This is a genomic window from Mycobacterium sp. G7A2, from assembly GCF_041902445.1.
In the GTDB taxonomy this organism is placed as follows: domain Bacteria; phylum Actinomycetota; class Actinomycetes; order Mycobacteriales; family Mycobacteriaceae; genus Mycobacterium.
In genome coordinates, this window is sequence record NZ_CP169251.1 from 3,653,270 (window position 1) to 3,669,693 (window position 16,424).

Below are 16,424 nucleotides of genomic sequence, written 5' to 3' on the forward strand. Positions count from 1 at the left end.
CCGGCACCGGACTACCGGGTGCCGGAAAGCTGCTCGGGTCCGCGGTTCCGCTCGACGTCATTGCGCAGGTCCACCGACGATCTCGGCGAACGCCCGAATGGTGCCTTCGCGGCTCTGCCCGGGCCGCACGAACGGCACGATGGATACCTGGTCCACTCCCAGCGACTCGATCTCCTTGATCCGTTGCGCGCACTCGTCCCTGGTGCCGGCGAGCGCGAACAGGTCGACGAGCTCGTCGGGAACGAGGTCTGCGTGTGCGGCTTCGGGATTCATGTGCTCGTAATAGTTGTACTGGTCGCGGATTCGGTCGATGGCGCGCTCCAGGGCGGGATCGACCTTGGCAGGCAGCGGGCGGATCGCGACGCGCGAGACGTGCGCGCGCACCAGGTCGCGCGCTTCGGTGCTGTCCTCAGCGATCGCCGTGGGCGTCCAGAGCACGATATGGAGGTCGTCGAGCGAGCGGTTGCTCTCCGCCGCACCCCGTTCGATGGTCTGCAGAGCGGCTTCGATGAAATGGGGAGCGGTTCCCACCAGCACGATCACACCGTCGGCGATACGGCCGGACATCTGCAGGATCTTCGGCGCCGACGCGGCGATGTAGATCGGGATGTCCATCGCAGCGCTGAGGTAGTTCAGGTGGTACTCGGCTCCGCTGGTGGGCTCGGCGACCTTCTCGCCCCGGAACAGGGCACGCAGGTCGGCGATGGCACGTTCGAGTTCGGCGAGTTTGAGGGGCTTGAGTCCCATTGTCCGCAAGGACGAGTCGCCGGTCCCGATTCCGAGCGCCACCCGTCCGCCGGTGAACTCCCCCAGGGTGGCCCATGTGGAGGCCAGCAGCGACGGGTGCCGGGTGACGGCATTGGTCACCCCGGTACCGAAGATGATCCGCTCGGTGCCGACGGCTGCTGCGCCCATGACCGTCGAAGACTCCCGCCAGATGTTCTGCGAGTCACCGAACCAGACGTTGTCGTAGCCGAGGTCTTCGCAGAGCCGGACGTAGGAACACATTGCTGCCGTCGGTTCGGTGGGAAAAAGTCCTACGCCCATGCTCAACATCCGGGAAGCCTCCTCGGGCCCTGCTTTGATTGCTGTATATCGTATCCAATCGTAAGGTGGTGCCATTCGATCCACAACCGCTGATCGCCTGGGGAGGCCGAATGCAGCTCGTCAACGAGTTCGCCGTCGAGGCGCCGCTGCACGCCACCTGGGCCGTGCTGACGGACATCCCGACGGTGATCGGATGCATCCCGGGCGCCGAACTCGAGCGTCGCGACGGCGACGACTACCACGCCCGGGTGGCCGTCAAGGTCGGTCCCGTCGCAGTGACCCTCGTGGGAACCGCGACCCTGGCGCACCAGGACGACGAGGCCAGGGAAATGGTTGTGCGCGGCAACGCACGTGACCGCAAGGGCAACGGCTCGACCGAAGCGACCGTTCGTCTGGTGGCCCGCGAAGACGGAGACAAATCGGTGGTCACAGTGACCACCGACGTCGAACTCAGTGGCCGTATCGCGCAATTCGGCCGCACGGTCATCGTCCAGGTCAGCAACCGCATCATCGGCCAGTTCGTCGCCCGTCTCGACCATGTCCTCGCCGGCGAGGAGGACACCGCGACCGCCGAGGTGAAAAGGCGGCTGCCCGTGTCCCCGATCGATCCACCAGACGCGTGGATCACGGTGCTGGCCAACGGTTTCGCCGGCCTGGCCCTGGGCTTGGCGGTCGGGCGGTGGCTGGACCTGCTCAGCGCGCGGCCGTCGCGACGCTGACGACGAGGTCGAGTTCGACGCACGCCCCACCGGGCAGGGACGCCACCCCGATCGCGGTCCGGGCATGTGCGCCGGTGTGCGCACCGAATGCGGTGAGCAACACCTGGGACGCGCCGTCGACGACGGCCGGGTGCGTGTCGAACTCCGGTGCGGCACGGACATAGCCGCGCAACGCGACCACCGCGTCCACGGTGTCGAGGCCCGCCTCCGCCTCGATCGCAGCCAGCAGGTTCAATGCGGCCAGCCCCGCCTGTTCTCGCGCCTCGTCGACGGTCACGTCGACGCCGACGACTCCGCGCAGCGCCGGCTCGCCGTCCCGACGGGCGGTGGCACCCGAGACCCACAGCTGATCACCGCAGCGGCGGCTCGGAAAATACGCACCCTTGGGCGGCGGCGCAGGGGGAAGAATCACGCCCGCCTCCCGCAACCGGTCGGCGACCGTCATGCCGAGGCGTCGGATTCCGCGTCGAAGATCTGATGGATCGGCCCGAGGGCGTGGGCGCGGTGTTCGTGGTTGAGCCGTACCAGCCGCTCCACGTCGCGGTCGGCCACGGCGTCGATCATCGCCTCGTGTTCTTTGCACACCTTCGGCATGTCCAACAGCGGTGAATACAGCGGCCGGTACGCGTCGGCGGTGTTCCACAGCTGCGTGACGATGCGCTTGGTGCGCGCCATGCCGCTGGCGTGAAAGGTCAGGAAATGGAACTGACGGTTGAGTACTCCGACGGTGATGGGATCGCCGTCGGCCAGTGCAGCATCCATTTGTGCGTTGCAGCTGCGCATCTCGTCGACGATGTCGTCGGTGACCCCGGGCATGGCGTCCCGGATCAACGCCTCCTCCAGGATCGCCCGAAGTTTGAAGACCTCCAGCAGATCGTCGAGGCTGAGTTTGGTGACGCGGTACCCGCTGTGCGGAACGTAGGTGATGTACTCCTCGGCCTCGAGCGTCTTCAACGCTTCCCGGATCGGGATCCGCGACATGCCGAACTGCTCGGCGACGGCCTCCTGCACGATCCAACTGCCGGGCGCCAACTTGCCGGTGGTGATGTCGTGGCGAAGCGCTTCGGCCACGGCCTGCTGGGCGGTCTTCGGCCGCACGAAATCGGCCCGGCGTCCCCGCACGGCGTCTCCGGAGTACCCCGCGGGAGTGGCACGATCTGCGCCCTCGGGTTGTGCACGCTTGGCGGCGGTGCGCGGTGGCATCGGCTCTCGCTTTCGGCTGATATTGGATACTCTATGCGACCATCCTGCCTGCGAGTCAACTCCATGCGGCACTGCGCATCCGTGTCGCAGCACGGATGTCACGCGCGGCCCAGCGGCGGCCACGCCGTCACTCCAGGTGTTCGCTGACTTCCTGCGCAGCGGTGGCGGCGCCGAGTGCGGCCACCCACCCGGTGACCTGGCGGGCGACGTTGCGCTCGGTCAACCCGACCGAATCGAGCACTTCGCCCCGGGACGCGTGGTCGAAGAACTGCTGCGGAAGGGCCACATCGCGGCACGGCACGTCCACCTCGGCGCGGCGCAGGGCGCCCGAGACCGCAGAACCGACGCCGCCGTGAACCCCGTTGTCCTCGAGGGTCACCACGAGCTTGTGCCCGGCCGCCATCGTCACGATCTCCTCCGGCACCGGCAACACCCAGCGCGGATCGACGACGGTGACGCCGATTCCCTGGTTGCGCAGCCGCTCGGCCACAGCCAGCGCCATCGTGGCGAACGGTCCGACCGCGACGAGCAGGACATCATCGGACAGTCCCGATACCGGAGCGGCCAGCACGTCGACGACACCGCGCCGCTCCAGAGCTGGAACCTCTTGTCCCACATCGCCTTTCGGGAAGCGAACAGCGGTGGGACCGTCGTCGATGTCGATCGCCTCGGTGAGTTCCTCGGCGAGACGGGCGCCGTCCCGGGGGGCGGCGACCCGCATCCCTGGCACCACGCCCAGGATCGACAGATCCCACATGCCGTTGTGGCTGGCACCGTCGGGGCCGGTGACGCCCGAGCGGTCCAACACCATCGTGACCGGCAGCTTGTGCAGCGCAACGTCCATCATGATCTGGTCGAAGGCGCGGTTGAGGAACGTCGAGTAGATGGCGACGACCGGGTGCATGCCGCCCATCGCCAGGCCGGCCGCGGAGGTCATCGCGTGCTGCTCGGCGATCCCCACGTCGAAGAACCGATCGGGGTACTTCGCCCGGAACGCGTTCAGGCCGGTGGGCCCTGGCATCGCCGCCGTGATCGCCACGACGTCGCGCCGTTCGGCCGCGATCTGGATGAGCGTGTCGGAGAACGTCGCCGTCCAGCCCGGGCCCGGCACCGATCGCGCCAGGCCGGTCTCGGGATCGATGACGCCGCAGGCGTGCATCTGGTCGTCCTCGTCGTTCTCGGCCGGGGCGTAACCCATGCCCTTGCGGGTCACGACGTGCACGACCACCGGGGCGTTGAAGGCCCGCGCGTGGCGCAGGGCGTTCTCCACCGCGTGTTCGTCATGACCGTCGATCGGCCCGACGTACTTGAGGCCGAGGTCGGTGAACATCACCTGTGGACTCAGCGCGTCCTTGATGCCCGCCTTGATGCTGTGCATGCACTGATAGCAGAATTCGCCGATCATGGGGACGCCCCGGACCGCCTTGCGCCCCTCCTCGAGCACCCGCTCGTAGCCGGGCTGCAGACGCAGAGCCGCCAGGTGTTCGGCGAACCCACCGATGGTGGGCGCGTAGCTGCGGCCGTTGTCGTTGACGATGATCACCACCGGCCGGCGGGAGGCGGCGATGTTGTTCATCGCCTCCCAGCACATCCCCCCGGTGAGCGCGCCGTCGCCGACCACGGCGACCACGTGCCGGTTGCGGTGACCGTTGAGCTCGAACGCCTTGGCCAGCCCGTCGGCGTAGGACAGCGCCGAACTGGCATGACTGGACTCCACCCAGTCGTGCTCGCTCTCGGTCCGCGACGGATATCCCGACAGGCCGTCCTTCTTGCGCAGCGTCTCGAAATCGCGGCAGCGACCGGTCAGCATCTTGTGCACGTAGGCCTGATGTCCGGTGTCGAACAGGATCGGGTCGTGCGGCGAGTCGAAGACACGGTGCAGTGCCAGCGTCAGTTCCACGACGCCCAAGTTCGGTCCCAGGTGCCCGCCCGTCGCCGCGACCTTGTGGATCAGGAAGTCGCGGATTTCTCGAGCCAGCTCTTCCAGCTGCGCCTGTGTCAGGTGCTGCAGATCTGCGGGACCGCGGATCTGTTCAAGCATTCCGCCAGTCTACGCACGGTGTCGGGGTCAGTCCTGTCGAGACTCGTACACATCGGGCACGCCGTCCTGGTCCTCGTCGACGGTCTCCTCGTTGCATATCCGCCGGTAGGTGGCGTTCCTGCTCAACAGCAACAATGAGGCCAAGGCGGCCGCGACCAGGGAACCCGTCAACACGCCGATCTTCACGAATTCGTCACGTTCTGAGCCCAGGCCGTAGGCCAGATCGCCGATCAGCAGCGACACCGTGAACCCGATGCCGGCCAGCATCGACACGCCGAGGACGTCCACCCACCGCAACGCCGAGTCCAGGTTCGCGCGCGTCACCGCGGCCAACAGCCGGGTGGTGAAGAAGATCCCGATCGGTTTGCCCAGTACCAGTCCGCCGATGATGCCCATCGTGATCGGGTCGGCCAACGCCCGGCCCAGGCCGCTGAGCCCGCCGAAGTTCACCCCCGCGGCGAAGAAGGCGAACACCGGGATCGCGAAGCCGGCCGAGATGGGCCGCAGCAGGTGTTCGAAATGCTCGGCCATGCTGATCTCGGTGGTTTTACCCTTCTTCTTCGCCGAGCGGAGCACGGGGACGGCGAAGCCGAGCAGCACGCCGGCGACGGTGGCATGCACCCCCGACTCGTGCACCAGCACCCAGGTCACGACCCCGAGCGGAACCAGCAGCCACCAGGCCTGCACACCGCGCTGCACCAACAGCGTGAACAACGCCAGCGGGATCAGTGCTCCCAGCAACGCCCAGATCTTGATCTCGTCGGTGTAGAACACCGCGATGACCGTGACCGCCAGCAGGTCGTCGACCACAGCCAGCGTCAGCAGGAACGTGCGCAGCGCTGCGGGCAGGTGGGTGGAGATGACCGCCAGCACCGCCACCGCGAAGGCGATGTCGGTCGCGGTCGGTATCGCCCAGCCCTGCAGCGCACCGTCGCCGACATGGGCGGTGAACGCCACGAAGATCAGTGCCGGCACCACCATTCCGCCCACGGCCGCCGCGATCGGCAGGGCCGCCCGGCCCGGGTCGCGCAGGTCACCGGCGACGAACTCGCGTTTGAGCTCCAGACCGACGACGAAGAAGAAGATGGCCAGCAACCCGTCGGCGGCCCATTCACCGATCGACAGATCGAGGTGCAGGCCCAGCCACTGCCCCCCGAGGACGAAGTCGCGGACGCCGAAGTAACTGCCCTTCCACGGGGAGTTCGCCCACACCAGCGCGGTCCCGGCCGCGACGAGCAGGATGACACCGCCCACGGTCTCCTTGCGCAGGATCTCGGAGATCCGGCTGGTTTCCGCCCAGGACCCCCGCGAGAACAGCGCGCGCCCGACCTGTCGTCCGCGGGATTTCGAAGTCACAGCCTGCTTTCGGTTGGAGCCGACATTTGCCATCGCCGACCAGGCTTGCCGGCACGCCGTTGAGCCACCTTATTCCACCTGACCGGCATCCCGCTCATTATCTCTGCAGCACCGCGATGCACTCAACATGGTGGGTCAGCGGGAAGGAATCGAAGACGCGCAGATCCTCGACGCGGTAACCGCGGGCCAGGTACAGGCCGATATCACGCGCGAAAGAGGCTGCCTCGCAACCGATATGGATGATCCGGGGCACTCCGGCAGCGGCGAGCAGGTCGATCACCTCACGGCCGGCCCCGGTGCGGGGAGGGTCGAGCACGGCCACGTCGGCGCGCTGGCGCTGTGCGGTCAACGCCCGCCGGACCGAATCGGTGAGCACCGTCACCGCCCCCAGATCCGCCAGCGCCTCGCGCGCCGCGCGGGCGGAGGCGCGGGAGGTGTCGACGGTGAGCACCCGTCCCGTGTCGCCCACCGCCGCGGCCATCGTCGCGGCGAAGATGCCGGCGCCTCCGTACAGATCCCATGCGGTCATTCCGGCGCTGAGCTGAGCCCATCGGCCGACCACAGTGCTGTAGCAGTCCGGCGCATCCCGGTGGGCCTGCCAGAACGCGGTCACCGGGATCTGCCAGGTCCGGCCCGCGACCCTCTGCACCGCCTCGTAGGCCCCGTCGACGACGCGGGTGGCGGTGCGGCCACGGTCGGATCCCCGTCGTCCGCCCTCGCGCCGCTGCGACACCGCCACGTGGCGCGCGCCGTCGCTGTCGACGGCGACGTGGATCTGGGCACCTCCCGGCCAGCGCTCGTGCGCCAGGTCGGCGAGCAGGCCGTCGGGCAACTGCGCGCAGTCGAGCCGGTGGACCAGTTCGTCGCTGTGGTAGCGGTGAAATCCCGCCTGTCCGTCCTCCGACGTGGCCAGTCGCACCCGGGTGCGCCACCCGGTGGGTCCGGCGTCACCGACCGGTTCGGCGATCGCCTCGGACTCGTCGCGCCACCGGTATCCGCCGAGACGCTCGAGCTGATTGGCCACCACGGCGCCCTTGAGGCGCCGCGCCGTCACCGGTTCGGCGAAGGCCAGATCGCAGCACCCCGCGCCGTCCACACCGGCGATGGGGCACAGCGATTCGACACGGCCGGGGGACGGCTCGAGGATCTCGACGGCGTCGCCGGTCCAGTACGACGTGGTCGGCGCCGCTCCCCCGGTCAACCGCACCCGCACCGTCTCCCCGGGCAGGGCGTGCCGCACGAACACCACCCGTCCGTCGTGGCGGGCGACGCAGCTGCCTCCGTTGGCCGGCGGGCCCGTGGTCAGCGTGAGTTCGGCCGGCCGGTCGGCGGCACTCAATCGAGGAATCCCTTGCGCGCGTCGCCGGGAGCCGACTGCGGCTGCAGGTTCTTCAACCGTTCCGACGACGACAGCTGCCAGGGCACCGAGGTGACCATCACATTGGGCTCGAACAACAGCCTGCCTTTCAACCGCAGCGCGCTCTGGTTGTGCAACACCTGCTCCCACCAGTGCCCCACCACGTACTCGGGGATGAACACGGTGACCACGGTGCGGGGCGAGTCCTTGGACACCCGCTTGACGTAGTCGAGCACCGGACGGGTGATCTCGCGGTAGGGCGAGGCAATGACCTTCAACGGCACGCTGATGTCGCTGTTCTCCCACTTGTGCACCAGCTCGCGCGTCTCGGCGTCGTCGACGCTGACGGTGACGGCCTCGAGCACGTCGGGGCGGGTGGCGCGCGCGTAGGCCAGCGCCCGCAGCGTCGGCATGTGGACGTTGGAGACCAGCACGATCGCGTGGTTGCGACTGGGCAGCACGATGTCCTCGGTCTCGGCGGCGCGCTTCTCCAGCTCACGGCTGACCGCCGCGTAATGGCTGTGGATCATCTTCATGATCACGAACATCGCCGTCATCGCCAGGATGGCGATCCACGCGCCCACCATGAACTTGGTGACGACCACGATGATCAGCACCGTGCCGGTGCACAGGAAGCCGATCGTGTTGATCACCCGTGAGCGCTTCATCCGGCTGCGCACCACAGCATCGGTCTCGGTCCGCAACAGCCGTGTCCAGTGTTTGACCATGCCGATCTGGCTCAGCGTGAAGGACACGAACACCCCCACGATGTAGAGGTGGATCAGCGCGGTGACCTGAGCCTGGAATGCGACGACGAACGCGATGGCGCCGAACGCCAGGAACAGGATGCCGTTGGAGAACGCCAGGCGGTCACCGCGGGTGTGCAGCTGCCGCGGCAGGAAACGGTCCTGCGCGAGGATCGACCCCAGGACCGGGAAACCGTTGAACGCGGTGTTGGCCGCCAGCACCAGGATCAGCGCGGTCACACCGGCGATCAGGTACAGCCCGGGCGCGAATCCGTGGAACACCGTTTCCGCCAATTGGGCGATGAGCGTTTTCTGCTGGTAGTCGTCGGGGGCGCCTTCGAGCTGTTCCAGCGGCCGCTCGGCGATCTGCACGCCGGTGTCCTGGGCCAGCAGGATCATGCCCATGAACAGCGTGATCGCGATGGCCCCCAGCAGCGCCAGCGTCGTCGCGGCGTTGCGGGACTTCGGTTTACGAAACGCGGGCACCCCGTTGCTGATCGCTTCCACACCGGTCAGCGCGGCGCTGCCGGACGAGAACGCCCGGGCGACGAGGAAGACCAACGCGAAGCCGAGGATGTCGCCGTGCTCGGAGTGCATCTCGAAATCGGCGGATTCGGCGCGCAGCGGCTCGCCGAGCACGTGGATCTGGAAGAAGCCCCAGAACAGCATCGCGAACATGCCGATCATGAACGCATAGGTGGGGATGGCGAAGGCGGTGCCCGACTCCCGGATGCCGCGCAGGTTCAGCGAGGCCAGCACCAGGATCGCCGTCACCGCGAACCACACCTTGTGGTCGTCGACGAACGGGATCGCCGAGCCGATGTTCGACGCCGCCGACGACATCGACACCGCGACCGTCAGCACGTAGTCCACCAGCAGCGCACTGGCCACCGTCAGCCCCGCGGTCGGGCCCAGGTTGGTGGTGACCACCTCGTAGTCACCACCGCCGGACGGATAGGCGTGCACGTTCTGCCGGTAGCTGGCGATGACGACGAGCATGACCACGGCCACGGCCAGACCGATCCACGGCGCCATCGAGTAGGCCGCGAGTCCGGCGACCGAGAGCACCAGGAAGATCTCCTCGGGTGCGTACGCCACGGAGGACAACGCGTCAGAGGCGAAGACGGGCAGCGCGATCCGTTTGGGCAGCAGCGTGTGGGCGAGCTTGTCGCTGCGGAACGGCCGACCCAGCACGAGACGGCGGGCGACCGTCGAAAGCTTGGACACGACTGCCAAGAGTAAGCCCGCAGCCACCCGACCGTAGGAAAGCGGTAGCGTTCCGGGTGCGCGGGTTACACAACCGCAGGTATCGGTATGCCACGTCGGCTCAGGCCGGAAAGGACCGTCGGTGCGGGTAGTGGTGATGGGATGCGGCCGGGTGGGCGCATCGTTGGCGGACAGTCTGGCCCGGATCGGCCATGACGTCGCCGTGATCGACCGGGACGGTACGGCCTTTCACCGGCTGTCCCCGGACTTCTCCGGGGAGCGGGTGCTGGGCATGGGATTCGACCGGGACGTGCTGGTGCGCGCCGGTATCGAGGACGCGTCGGCCTTCGCCGCGGTGTCCTCGGGGGACAACTCCAACATCATCTCCGCGCGCGTGGCGCGTGAGACCTTCGGCGTGCAGCGCGTGGTGGCCCGGATCTACGACGCCAAACGCGCGGCGGTCTACGAGCGGCTGGGCATCCCCACGGTGGCCACGGTGCCGTGGACGACCGACCGTCTGCTGCATGTGTTGACCCGCGAGACCGAGACGACCAAATGGCGCGACCCCAGCGGCAACGTCGGCGTGACCGAACTCACGCTGCACGAGGGCTGGGTGGGTCGGCGGATCAGTGAGCTCGAGACCGCCACCGCCGGGCGGGTGTCGTTCGTGATCCGCTTCGGCGCGGGTCTGCTGCCCGACGCCAAGACCGTCGTCCAGTCCGGCGACCAGGTCTATCTGGCGGCGATCGCCGGGCACATCGCCGAAGCGCTGGCGATCGCGGCGTTGCCGCCCGGTGAGGAAGCAGAGGCATGAACACCGCCGACGACGATCACGAGGAGCGGCGCGGATGAAGACCGCCGACGACGATCATGAGGAGCGGCGCAGATGAAAGTCGCCATCGCCGGGGCCGGTGCCGTCGGGCGATCCATCGCCCGTGAGCTCGTCGATGCTCACGAGGTCACGCTGCTCGAACGTAACCCCGACCACATCGACGTCGACGCCATTCCCGCCGCGCACTGGCGGCTCGGGGACGCCTGCGAGCTGAGCCTTCTCGAGTCGGTCAAGCTCGAGGAGTTCGACGTGGTGATCGCGGCGACCGGCGACGACAAGGCCAACGTGGTGGTCAGCCTGTTGTCCAAGACCGAGTTCGCGGTGCCGCGGGTGGTGGCACGTGTCAACGACCCTCGCAACGAATGGCTCTTCGACGAAGCGTGGGGTGTCGACGTGGCGGTGTCCACCCCGCGCATGCTCGCGTCGCTGGTGGAGGAAGCTGTGTCGGTCGGCGACCTGGTGCGGCTGATGGAGTTCCGCAAGGGTCAGGCGAACCTCGTCGAGATCACGCTGCCCGACGACACGCCGTGGGGCGGCAAGCCGGTCAAACGCCTGGACTTGCCCCGGGACGCGTCACTGGTCACCATCCTGCGCGGCCCGCGGGTGATCGTTCCGGAGGGCGATGAGCCGCTCGAGGGCGGCGACGAGCTGCTGTTCGTCGCGGTGACCGAGGTCGAGGACGAGCTGCGCGCGCAGGTGCTGCACCCGCGTCAGCGCTGAGCGTCGCCCCGCGCGGTCGCGTCGTCGGCACTGTCGGTGGTCACGGTGTCGGGCGTCTCGCTGCCCGTCGTCACGCTGTCGGGCGTCCCGGTGCCCGTTGTCGCGCCGTCGGGTGTTGCGGTGTCGCCGGTCGTCGTCTCGGCGTCGCCGGCGTGGTCCCGCACCGCGCGCTGCGCGGCCTTGATCGCCAGATACGTCACCAGCGCGGCCACCGCCGTCAACGGCCAGCCCATCGCGATCCGGGCAACACCGAGCCACCCGGTCTGGTCGGCGTCGTACAGGTGGTGCTGCACGACGAACCGTGAGGTGAACACCAGCACCCACACCAGCGTGGCGATGTCGAAGGCGCGGACCGCGCGGCGCACGTCGCGCCAGGCGCCGCGGTCCTGGGTGTGCACCCAGCCCCAGATGTAGCCCACCACCGGCCTGCGGATGACCACCGACGCCGCGAAGACGATCGCCCAGAACAGCGACATCCAGATGCCGAGCAGGAAATACCCCTTCGAGGCCCCCACCAGGTAGGCGATCAGCGCGCTGATCGCAACGGCGAAGAACCCGGAGATCGCCGGCTGGGTCGATTCCCGGCGGAAGAGCCGCCACACCAGGATCGCCGTCGCGACGCCGAGCGCCGCGGCGATCGCGGGCACCAACCCGAACGCCGACGACACCGGCACGAACACCAGCACGGGCAGCGACGAGTAGATCAGGCCGCTGACGCCGCCCATCTGTTGCAGGACGGTGGCGCCCCGCGGCGAGGAAGTCTGCGTGCCCGGTTCGCTGCCCGGGTCACTCACTTCTGGATCTCGTAATGGGGGTTGTAGATCGCTTTGGCGCCGCTGTCGAGCTTGCCCACCCGGCCGTGCACCTTCAGGGTGCGACCCGATTCGATACCGGGGATGCGGCGCTGACCGAGCCAGACCAGCATCACCGAATCGGTGCCGTCGAACAGTTCGGCTTTCACACCGCCTGCGCATCCTTTGCCGTTGCATTCGACGCTGCGCAACGTGCCCACCATCGTGACCTCCTGGCCGCGCTGGCAGTTGATCGCCTTCTGCGCGCCGGTGTTGGCCGGATCTTCGCTGAGTTCCTCGACGTCGAGTTGCTCTGGGTCTTCGGTCAACCGACGAGTCAGCCGCCGTAGATACCCCTCGGCCGTGGCCATGGCTTCACCTTCTGTCAATCCACTGTGGATTTGCCCCAACCAACGCCACGGTAGACCTCTTACTTCCCGGATGCCACGTCAGGGCGGGTCGGCGCGCCGAGCTTTCCGCGACCAGGCACGATCGAGTCCATGGCGGTCAACTTGCGCGGCGTCACCACCGTTCTGCTTCCCGGGACGGGGTCGGATGACGACTTCGTCTACCGCGCGTTCGCGCCCGCGCTGCACGAGGTGGGCGCCGTGGTGGTCACACCGTCCCCGCAACCGCACCGGCTCATCGCCGGTTACCTCGACGAGCTCGACAACATCGCGCGGGCGGTGCGGCCCGAGCCGATCGCGGTGGGCGGGGTGTCCATCGGCGCCGCGGTGGCGACGGAGTGGGCGCTGGCGCATCCCGGCGGCGTGATCGCGGTATTGGCGGCGCTGCCCGCATGGACCGGCGAACCGGATGCCGCGCCGGCCGCGCTGGCCGCCCGATACTCTGCACAGCTGTTGCGGCGCGACGGGCTGGTGTCGGCCACCGCCCAGATGCAGGCCACCAGTCCTCGGTGGCTGGCTGATGAGCTCGCGCGGTCGTGGCTGCCGCAGTGGCCCGCCCTGCCCGACGCCATGGACGAGGCTGCGCACTACGTGGCGCCGACCACCGGCCAGCTCGAGGGGTTGGCCGTTCCCCTCGGTGTGGTCTCGGCCACCGACGATTCGGTGCATCCGGTGGAGGTGGGCGTCGAGTGGGTGTCGGCCGCGCCGCGGTCGTCGCTGCGAACGGTCACACTCGACGAGATCGGCGCCGACCCGTCAGTGCTGGGCAGGCAGTGTCTCGCGGCGCTGCACGAGGCCGAGGAACCCGCCGGGCGACACTTCCGCGGTTGATCCACCACTCGGTCGGGAGCTCACGTGACGTCAACAGCTCACGTGGCGAGACCACGTCAGGCGATCGACCCGTCAGGCAACGGCCCCGTCACCCGGACAACCCGTCACCGTCGCTTGGCTGACACGCCACCCGGTTGGGCCGTCACCCTCCGGTGATGGTGCGCAGCTGTTGCATCGCCGAGCCCGGAGTACTCCGCCGGGCGGCGGGCTGGGCCTGTGGCTGTTGGGGGTCCGCACCGGGCTGCTGCGGATTCGGTTGCTGCGGATTCGGTTGCTCAGCATTGGGCTGCTGGGGGCTCGGTTGCTGTTGCCCCGACTGCTGCCGGGCCGCGGCCTGCTGCGCGGCGGCCTGCTCGGCAGCTGCGCGCAGCTGGGCCGCCATCGGCTCGGGCAGCTGCACCTGCAGCGGTGTGCGGACCGGCATCGGAGTGTCCCCTCGCCGAACCACCGTGTCGGCCAGTGCATTTCGCGCCTGATCCACCAGCGCGTCGATGCGGTCCTGCGGACCGTTGACCACGCACCGGATCATCCACCGGTACCCGTCTACGCCGATGAAACGCACCACGACGTTTCCCTGGCCGCCGGCCCCGATGACCTCTCGCCCCCACGGGCCGTCCACGATGCTGACCGTGGGCACATCCTTGCGCAGCGAGTCGGCCAACTCCGAGGCCACCTCACGCCACAACCCCGCCGATTTGGGCGCGGCGTATGCCGCAATGGTGAAACGGCCATTCGGTGTCACCACCCACACCGCGGTAGGGACGCCGTTCTCGCCGACCTCCACCTGCACCTGCCCCGCCTCGGGCATGGGGATCAGCACCGAGCCCAGGTCCAGCCGGGCCAGGGCGGCCACCGACGGGTCGTCGAAGTCGTCGATGTCGAAGGGGCCGTCGAGTTCCTCGTCGGCCTCAGCGGAGGCCGGGCCGCGCCCCTCGGTTGCGTCGGTGCTCTCGTCTTTGCGATGCCGTCTCAGTGCCATTTCCTCGTCACCATGCTCGTAGATGTGTGCAGTTCTGCCCGGTCTTCGCGCGCGTTCCCAGTCTCACAGACTCGCATGTCCACCGGAGGAACCATGCCCACCGTCGCCGCGCGTCGTGTCGGCCAGTCCGGCTTCGTCGAACGACCCCACCTCGACCAGCTCGGGCAACTCCACCCGCTGCACCAGCAATTGAGCGATCCGGTCGCCGCGGCGCACGATGATGGGGGTCTGCGGGTCGAGGTTGATCAGCGCCACCTTGATCTCGCCGCGATAGCCGGCATCGATCGTGCCGGGGCTGTTGACGATCGAAAGCCCCACGCGAGCAGCAAGACCCGAGCGCGGGTGCACGAGCCCGACCATGCCGTGCGGGATGGCAACCGCCACCCCGGTGCCCACCAGCGCCCGCTCCCCCGGCGCCAGTTCGACGTCGTGGGCGCTGTACAGATCCACACCCGCGTCGCCGTCGTGGGCCCGGCTGGGCAGCGGTAGGTCGCGGTCCAGTCGTACTACCGCCAGAGAGGGGGACACGGCGTCACAGATTACTCTTGGGCACGTGTCCGACACGCGTGCCGCCTCGCAAACCGTGCGCTACCGCGAGCGGTTGTCCGTGCCGCTGTGGTGGTGGTTGCCCGGCCTGGGACTGGCCGCGCTGATCGCCCTGGAGGTCAACCAGGGGGTGCGGGTGCTGCCCGACTGGGTGGCTTACGCGGTGCTGCTCCCGGTGGCCGCCGTCGCCCTGATGGCGCTCGGACGGACCGAGCTGCGGGTGGTCTCCGGCGGCGGCGACACCGAACTGTGGGTCGGCGATGCGCACCTGCCCGTCAGCGTCATCGCGCGCTCGGCGGAGGTGCCACGCACAGCGAAATCGGCGGCGCTGGGCCGCCAGCTCGACCCGGCCGCCTATGTCGTGCACAAGGCGTGGGTGGGACCGATGGTCCTGGTGGTGCTCGACGATCCGGAGGACCCCACGCCGTACTGGCTGGTCAGCTCGCGCCGACCGGAGAAGGTGCTGGCCGCGCTGCGCGCCTGAATTCAGGCGGCGCAGTCGGAGCAGATCATCAGGCCGTTCTTCTCAGTGGCCAGCCGGCTGCGGTGATGAACCAGGAAGCAGCTCGAGCAGGTGAACTCGTCGGCCTGTTTGGGGATGACCCGCACGGACAGCTCTTCGCCCGAGAGGTCGGCCCCCGGGAGTTCGAATGACTCGGCGGTCTCGGATTCGTCGACATCAACGACAGCGGATTGAGCTTCGTTGCGCCGTGCCTTCAACTCCTCCAGGGAGTCCTCGGAAACGTCGTCGGTTTCGGTGCGCCGTGGGGCGTCGTAGTCGGTGGCCATCTGTCCCCTCCGTGAAGCTCGTTGCAGCAGTGCTTTGTACCAGCGTCGAACGCCTGCACCAAATGATTCGTGCCCAGTTTGACGGTGGTAGTGGTGTGATTTACCTCACATTTCTGCGGCAGGGGTTGTTCCCGCCGGTCCAGGCACTGCAGACCGCGCCGATAGTGAGCAGGACCCCGTGGCCTTAGAGTGCTCACCGTGGTCGCGCAAATCACCGACGGCACCGCGTTCGACAAGCATGGACGCCCCTTCCGCCGCCGCCGTCTCCTGCCCGGACTGGTGATGTTCGCCGCCATGGCGGTAGCGGCCCTCCTCGTGTGGGTCATCGCCCTGTCCCGGCCACCCGACGTCCGCGAGGCCGCCGTCTGCAATCCGCCCCCGCCGGCCGAGCCCGGGGCGCCGGCGCCTGACCTCGGCGAGCAGGTGTCCCGCGACACGATGGTCGACGTCATGCCGGCCAAGCTCGCCGACACCACGATCCGCGTGCTCAACGCGAGCGGTCAGGGCGGGCAGGCCGCCGAGGTCGCCGGCGCGCTGCGCGACCTGGGTTTCACCGAGCCTGAAGCCGCCAACGACACGATCTACGCCACCGCCCGGCTGCAGTGCCAGGGCCAGATCCGATTCGGCCCGTCCGGCCGGGCCGCGGCGGCCGCGGTATGGCTGGTGGCGCCGTGCACCGAGCTGTATCAGGACCAGCGCACCGACGACACCGTCGATCTGGCGCTGGGTACCGAGTTCACAGAGCTCACACGCAGCGACGACATCGACGCGGTGCTGGCCAGCCTCATGCCCGAAGCCACCCAGCCCACCGACCCCTCGCTGCTGCGCCAGGCCCACACCGGCACCTGCTGAGC

General features: G+C 68.5%; 18 protein-coding genes. 6 read left to right on the forward strand and 12 right to left on the reverse strand.

Features of this window, described 5'->3' with window-relative positions; all coding sequences use genetic code 11:
- Positions 1–57 precede the first annotated feature (57 nt).
- Complete coding sequence (locus ACEWX3_RS17335) at positions 58–1,047, reverse strand: LLM class flavin-dependent oxidoreductase (RefSeq protein ID WP_374157189.1); 990 nt, start codon at positions 1,045–1,047, stop codon at positions 58–60.
- 110 nt (positions 1,048–1,157) lie between these two features.
- On the opposite strand from ACEWX3_RS17335, the gene ACEWX3_RS17340 reads away from it, so the two are divergent.
- Positions 1,158–1,766 carry an SRPBCC family protein gene (locus tag ACEWX3_RS17340; protein ID WP_374157190.1) on the forward strand — a complete coding sequence of 203 codons (609 nt, stop codon included), beginning with the start codon at positions 1,158–1,160 and terminating at the stop codon, positions 1,764–1,766.
- Here ACEWX3_RS17340 and ACEWX3_RS17345 read toward each other — a convergent pair.
- The 6 genes from ACEWX3_RS17345 to ACEWX3_RS17370 all read right to left on the reverse strand — a co-directional run bounded on the left by ACEWX3_RS17345 (position 1,741) and on the right by ACEWX3_RS17370 (position 9,696).
- A complete protein-coding gene (locus ACEWX3_RS17345; protein ID WP_374157191.1) occupies positions 1,741–2,211 on the reverse strand; it encodes a RidA family protein in 471 nt (156 codons plus the stop codon). The two genes, ACEWX3_RS17340 and ACEWX3_RS17345, sit on opposite strands and share 26 nt — an antisense overlap.
- Positions 2,208–2,969, reverse strand: a complete 762-nt coding sequence (locus tag ACEWX3_RS17350) for a GntR family transcriptional regulator (protein WP_152516844.1) — start codon at positions 2,967–2,969, stop codon at positions 2,208–2,210. The genes ACEWX3_RS17345 and ACEWX3_RS17350 overlap by 4 nt, the downstream gene beginning before the upstream one ends.
- A gap of 127 nt (positions 2,970–3,096) precedes the next feature.
- Complete coding sequence (dxs, locus tag ACEWX3_RS17355) at positions 3,097–5,010, reverse strand: 1-deoxy-D-xylulose-5-phosphate synthase (protein WP_221357200.1); 1,914 nt, start codon at positions 5,008–5,010, stop codon at positions 3,097–3,099.
- 27 nt (positions 5,011–5,037) lie between these two features.
- Positions 5,038–6,366 carry a Na+/H+ antiporter NhaA gene (gene nhaA / locus ACEWX3_RS17360; protein ID WP_373889067.1) on the reverse strand — a complete coding sequence of 443 codons (1,329 nt, stop codon included), beginning with the start codon at positions 6,364–6,366 and terminating at the stop codon, positions 5,038–5,040.
- A 97-nt stretch (positions 6,367–6,463) separates the two neighbouring features.
- Positions 6,464–7,705 carry a class I SAM-dependent RNA methyltransferase gene (locus tag ACEWX3_RS17365; RefSeq protein ID WP_374157192.1) on the reverse strand — a complete coding sequence of 414 codons (1,242 nt, stop codon included), beginning with the start codon at positions 7,703–7,705 and terminating at the stop codon, positions 6,464–6,466.
- Positions 7,702–9,696, reverse strand: a complete 1,995-nt coding sequence (locus tag ACEWX3_RS17370; RefSeq protein WP_207067204.1) for an APC family permease — start codon at positions 9,694–9,696, stop codon at positions 7,702–7,704. Before ACEWX3_RS17370 ends, ACEWX3_RS17365 begins: the two co-directional genes overlap by 4 nt.
- Before the next feature lie 121 nt (positions 9,697–9,817).
- Here ACEWX3_RS17370 and ACEWX3_RS17375 point away from each other — a divergent pair, with 121 nt between their 5' ends.
- Both ACEWX3_RS17375 and ACEWX3_RS17380 read left to right on the forward strand, forming a co-directional pair.
- Positions 9,818–10,489: a TrkA family potassium uptake protein gene (locus ACEWX3_RS17375; RefSeq protein ID WP_207067203.1), complete on the forward strand. Its 672-nt coding sequence runs from the start codon at positions 9,818–9,820 to the stop codon at positions 10,487–10,489.
- Between the two features lie 72 nt (positions 10,490–10,561).
- Positions 10,562–11,227: a TrkA family potassium uptake protein gene (locus tag ACEWX3_RS17380; protein WP_207067202.1), complete on the forward strand. Its 666-nt coding sequence runs from the start codon at positions 10,562–10,564 to the stop codon at positions 11,225–11,227.
- Here ACEWX3_RS17380 and ACEWX3_RS17385 read toward each other — a convergent pair.
- Together ACEWX3_RS17385 and ACEWX3_RS17390 are read right to left on the reverse strand one after the other, a co-directional pair.
- Complete coding sequence (locus ACEWX3_RS17385) at positions 11,218–12,021, reverse strand: DUF3159 domain-containing protein (RefSeq protein ID WP_221357219.1); 804 nt, start codon at positions 12,019–12,021, stop codon at positions 11,218–11,220. The genes ACEWX3_RS17380 and ACEWX3_RS17385 overlap by 10 nt on opposite strands.
- Positions 12,018–12,389, reverse strand: a complete 372-nt coding sequence (locus tag ACEWX3_RS17390) for an OB-fold nucleic acid binding domain-containing protein (protein WP_152516837.1) — start codon at positions 12,387–12,389, stop codon at positions 12,018–12,020. Before ACEWX3_RS17390 ends, ACEWX3_RS17385 begins: the two co-directional genes overlap by 4 nt.
- 129 nt (positions 12,390–12,518) lie before the next feature.
- Between ACEWX3_RS17390 and ACEWX3_RS17395 the strand changes: the two genes are divergently transcribed.
- Complete coding sequence (locus ACEWX3_RS17395; protein WP_374157193.1) at positions 12,519–13,256, forward strand: alpha/beta fold hydrolase; 738 nt, start codon at positions 12,519–12,521, stop codon at positions 13,254–13,256.
- Between the two features lie 142 nt (positions 13,257–13,398).
- On the opposite strand, the gene ACEWX3_RS17400 is transcribed toward ACEWX3_RS17395, so the two are convergent.
- The gene (locus ACEWX3_RS17400; protein WP_207067199.1) at positions 13,399–14,235 is read right to left on the reverse strand and encodes a DUF3710 domain-containing protein; all 837 of its coding nucleotides are present in this window, start codon (positions 14,233–14,235) and stop codon (positions 13,399–13,401) included.
- Positions 14,236–14,298: 63 nt separating this feature from the next.
- Positions 14,299–14,763: a dUTP diphosphatase gene (gene dut / locus ACEWX3_RS17405; RefSeq protein WP_152516835.1), complete on the reverse strand. Its 465-nt coding sequence runs from the start codon at positions 14,761–14,763 to the stop codon at positions 14,299–14,301.
- A gap of 25 nt (positions 14,764–14,788) precedes the next feature.
- Between dut and ACEWX3_RS17410 the strand changes: the two genes are divergently transcribed.
- Positions 14,789–15,265, forward strand: a complete 477-nt coding sequence (locus ACEWX3_RS17410; RefSeq protein WP_374157194.1) for a DUF3093 domain-containing protein — start codon at positions 14,789–14,791, stop codon at positions 15,263–15,265.
- A gap of 2 nt (positions 15,266–15,267) precedes the next feature.
- Here the strand turns inward: ACEWX3_RS17410 and ACEWX3_RS17415 are convergent, their stop codons facing one another.
- The gene (locus tag ACEWX3_RS17415) at positions 15,268–15,570 is read right to left on the reverse strand and encodes a DUF4193 domain-containing protein (protein WP_152516833.1); all 303 of its coding nucleotides are present in this window, start codon (positions 15,568–15,570) and stop codon (positions 15,268–15,270) included.
- Positions 15,571–15,768: 198 nt separating this feature from the next.
- Between ACEWX3_RS17415 and cei the strand changes: the two genes are divergently transcribed.
- On the forward strand, positions 15,769–16,422 hold the full coding sequence (cei, locus tag ACEWX3_RS17420; RefSeq protein ID WP_207067197.1) for an envelope integrity protein Cei: 654 nt from the start codon (positions 15,769–15,771) through the stop codon (positions 16,420–16,422).
- The last annotated feature ends 2 nt before the right edge of the window (positions 16,423–16,424 follow it).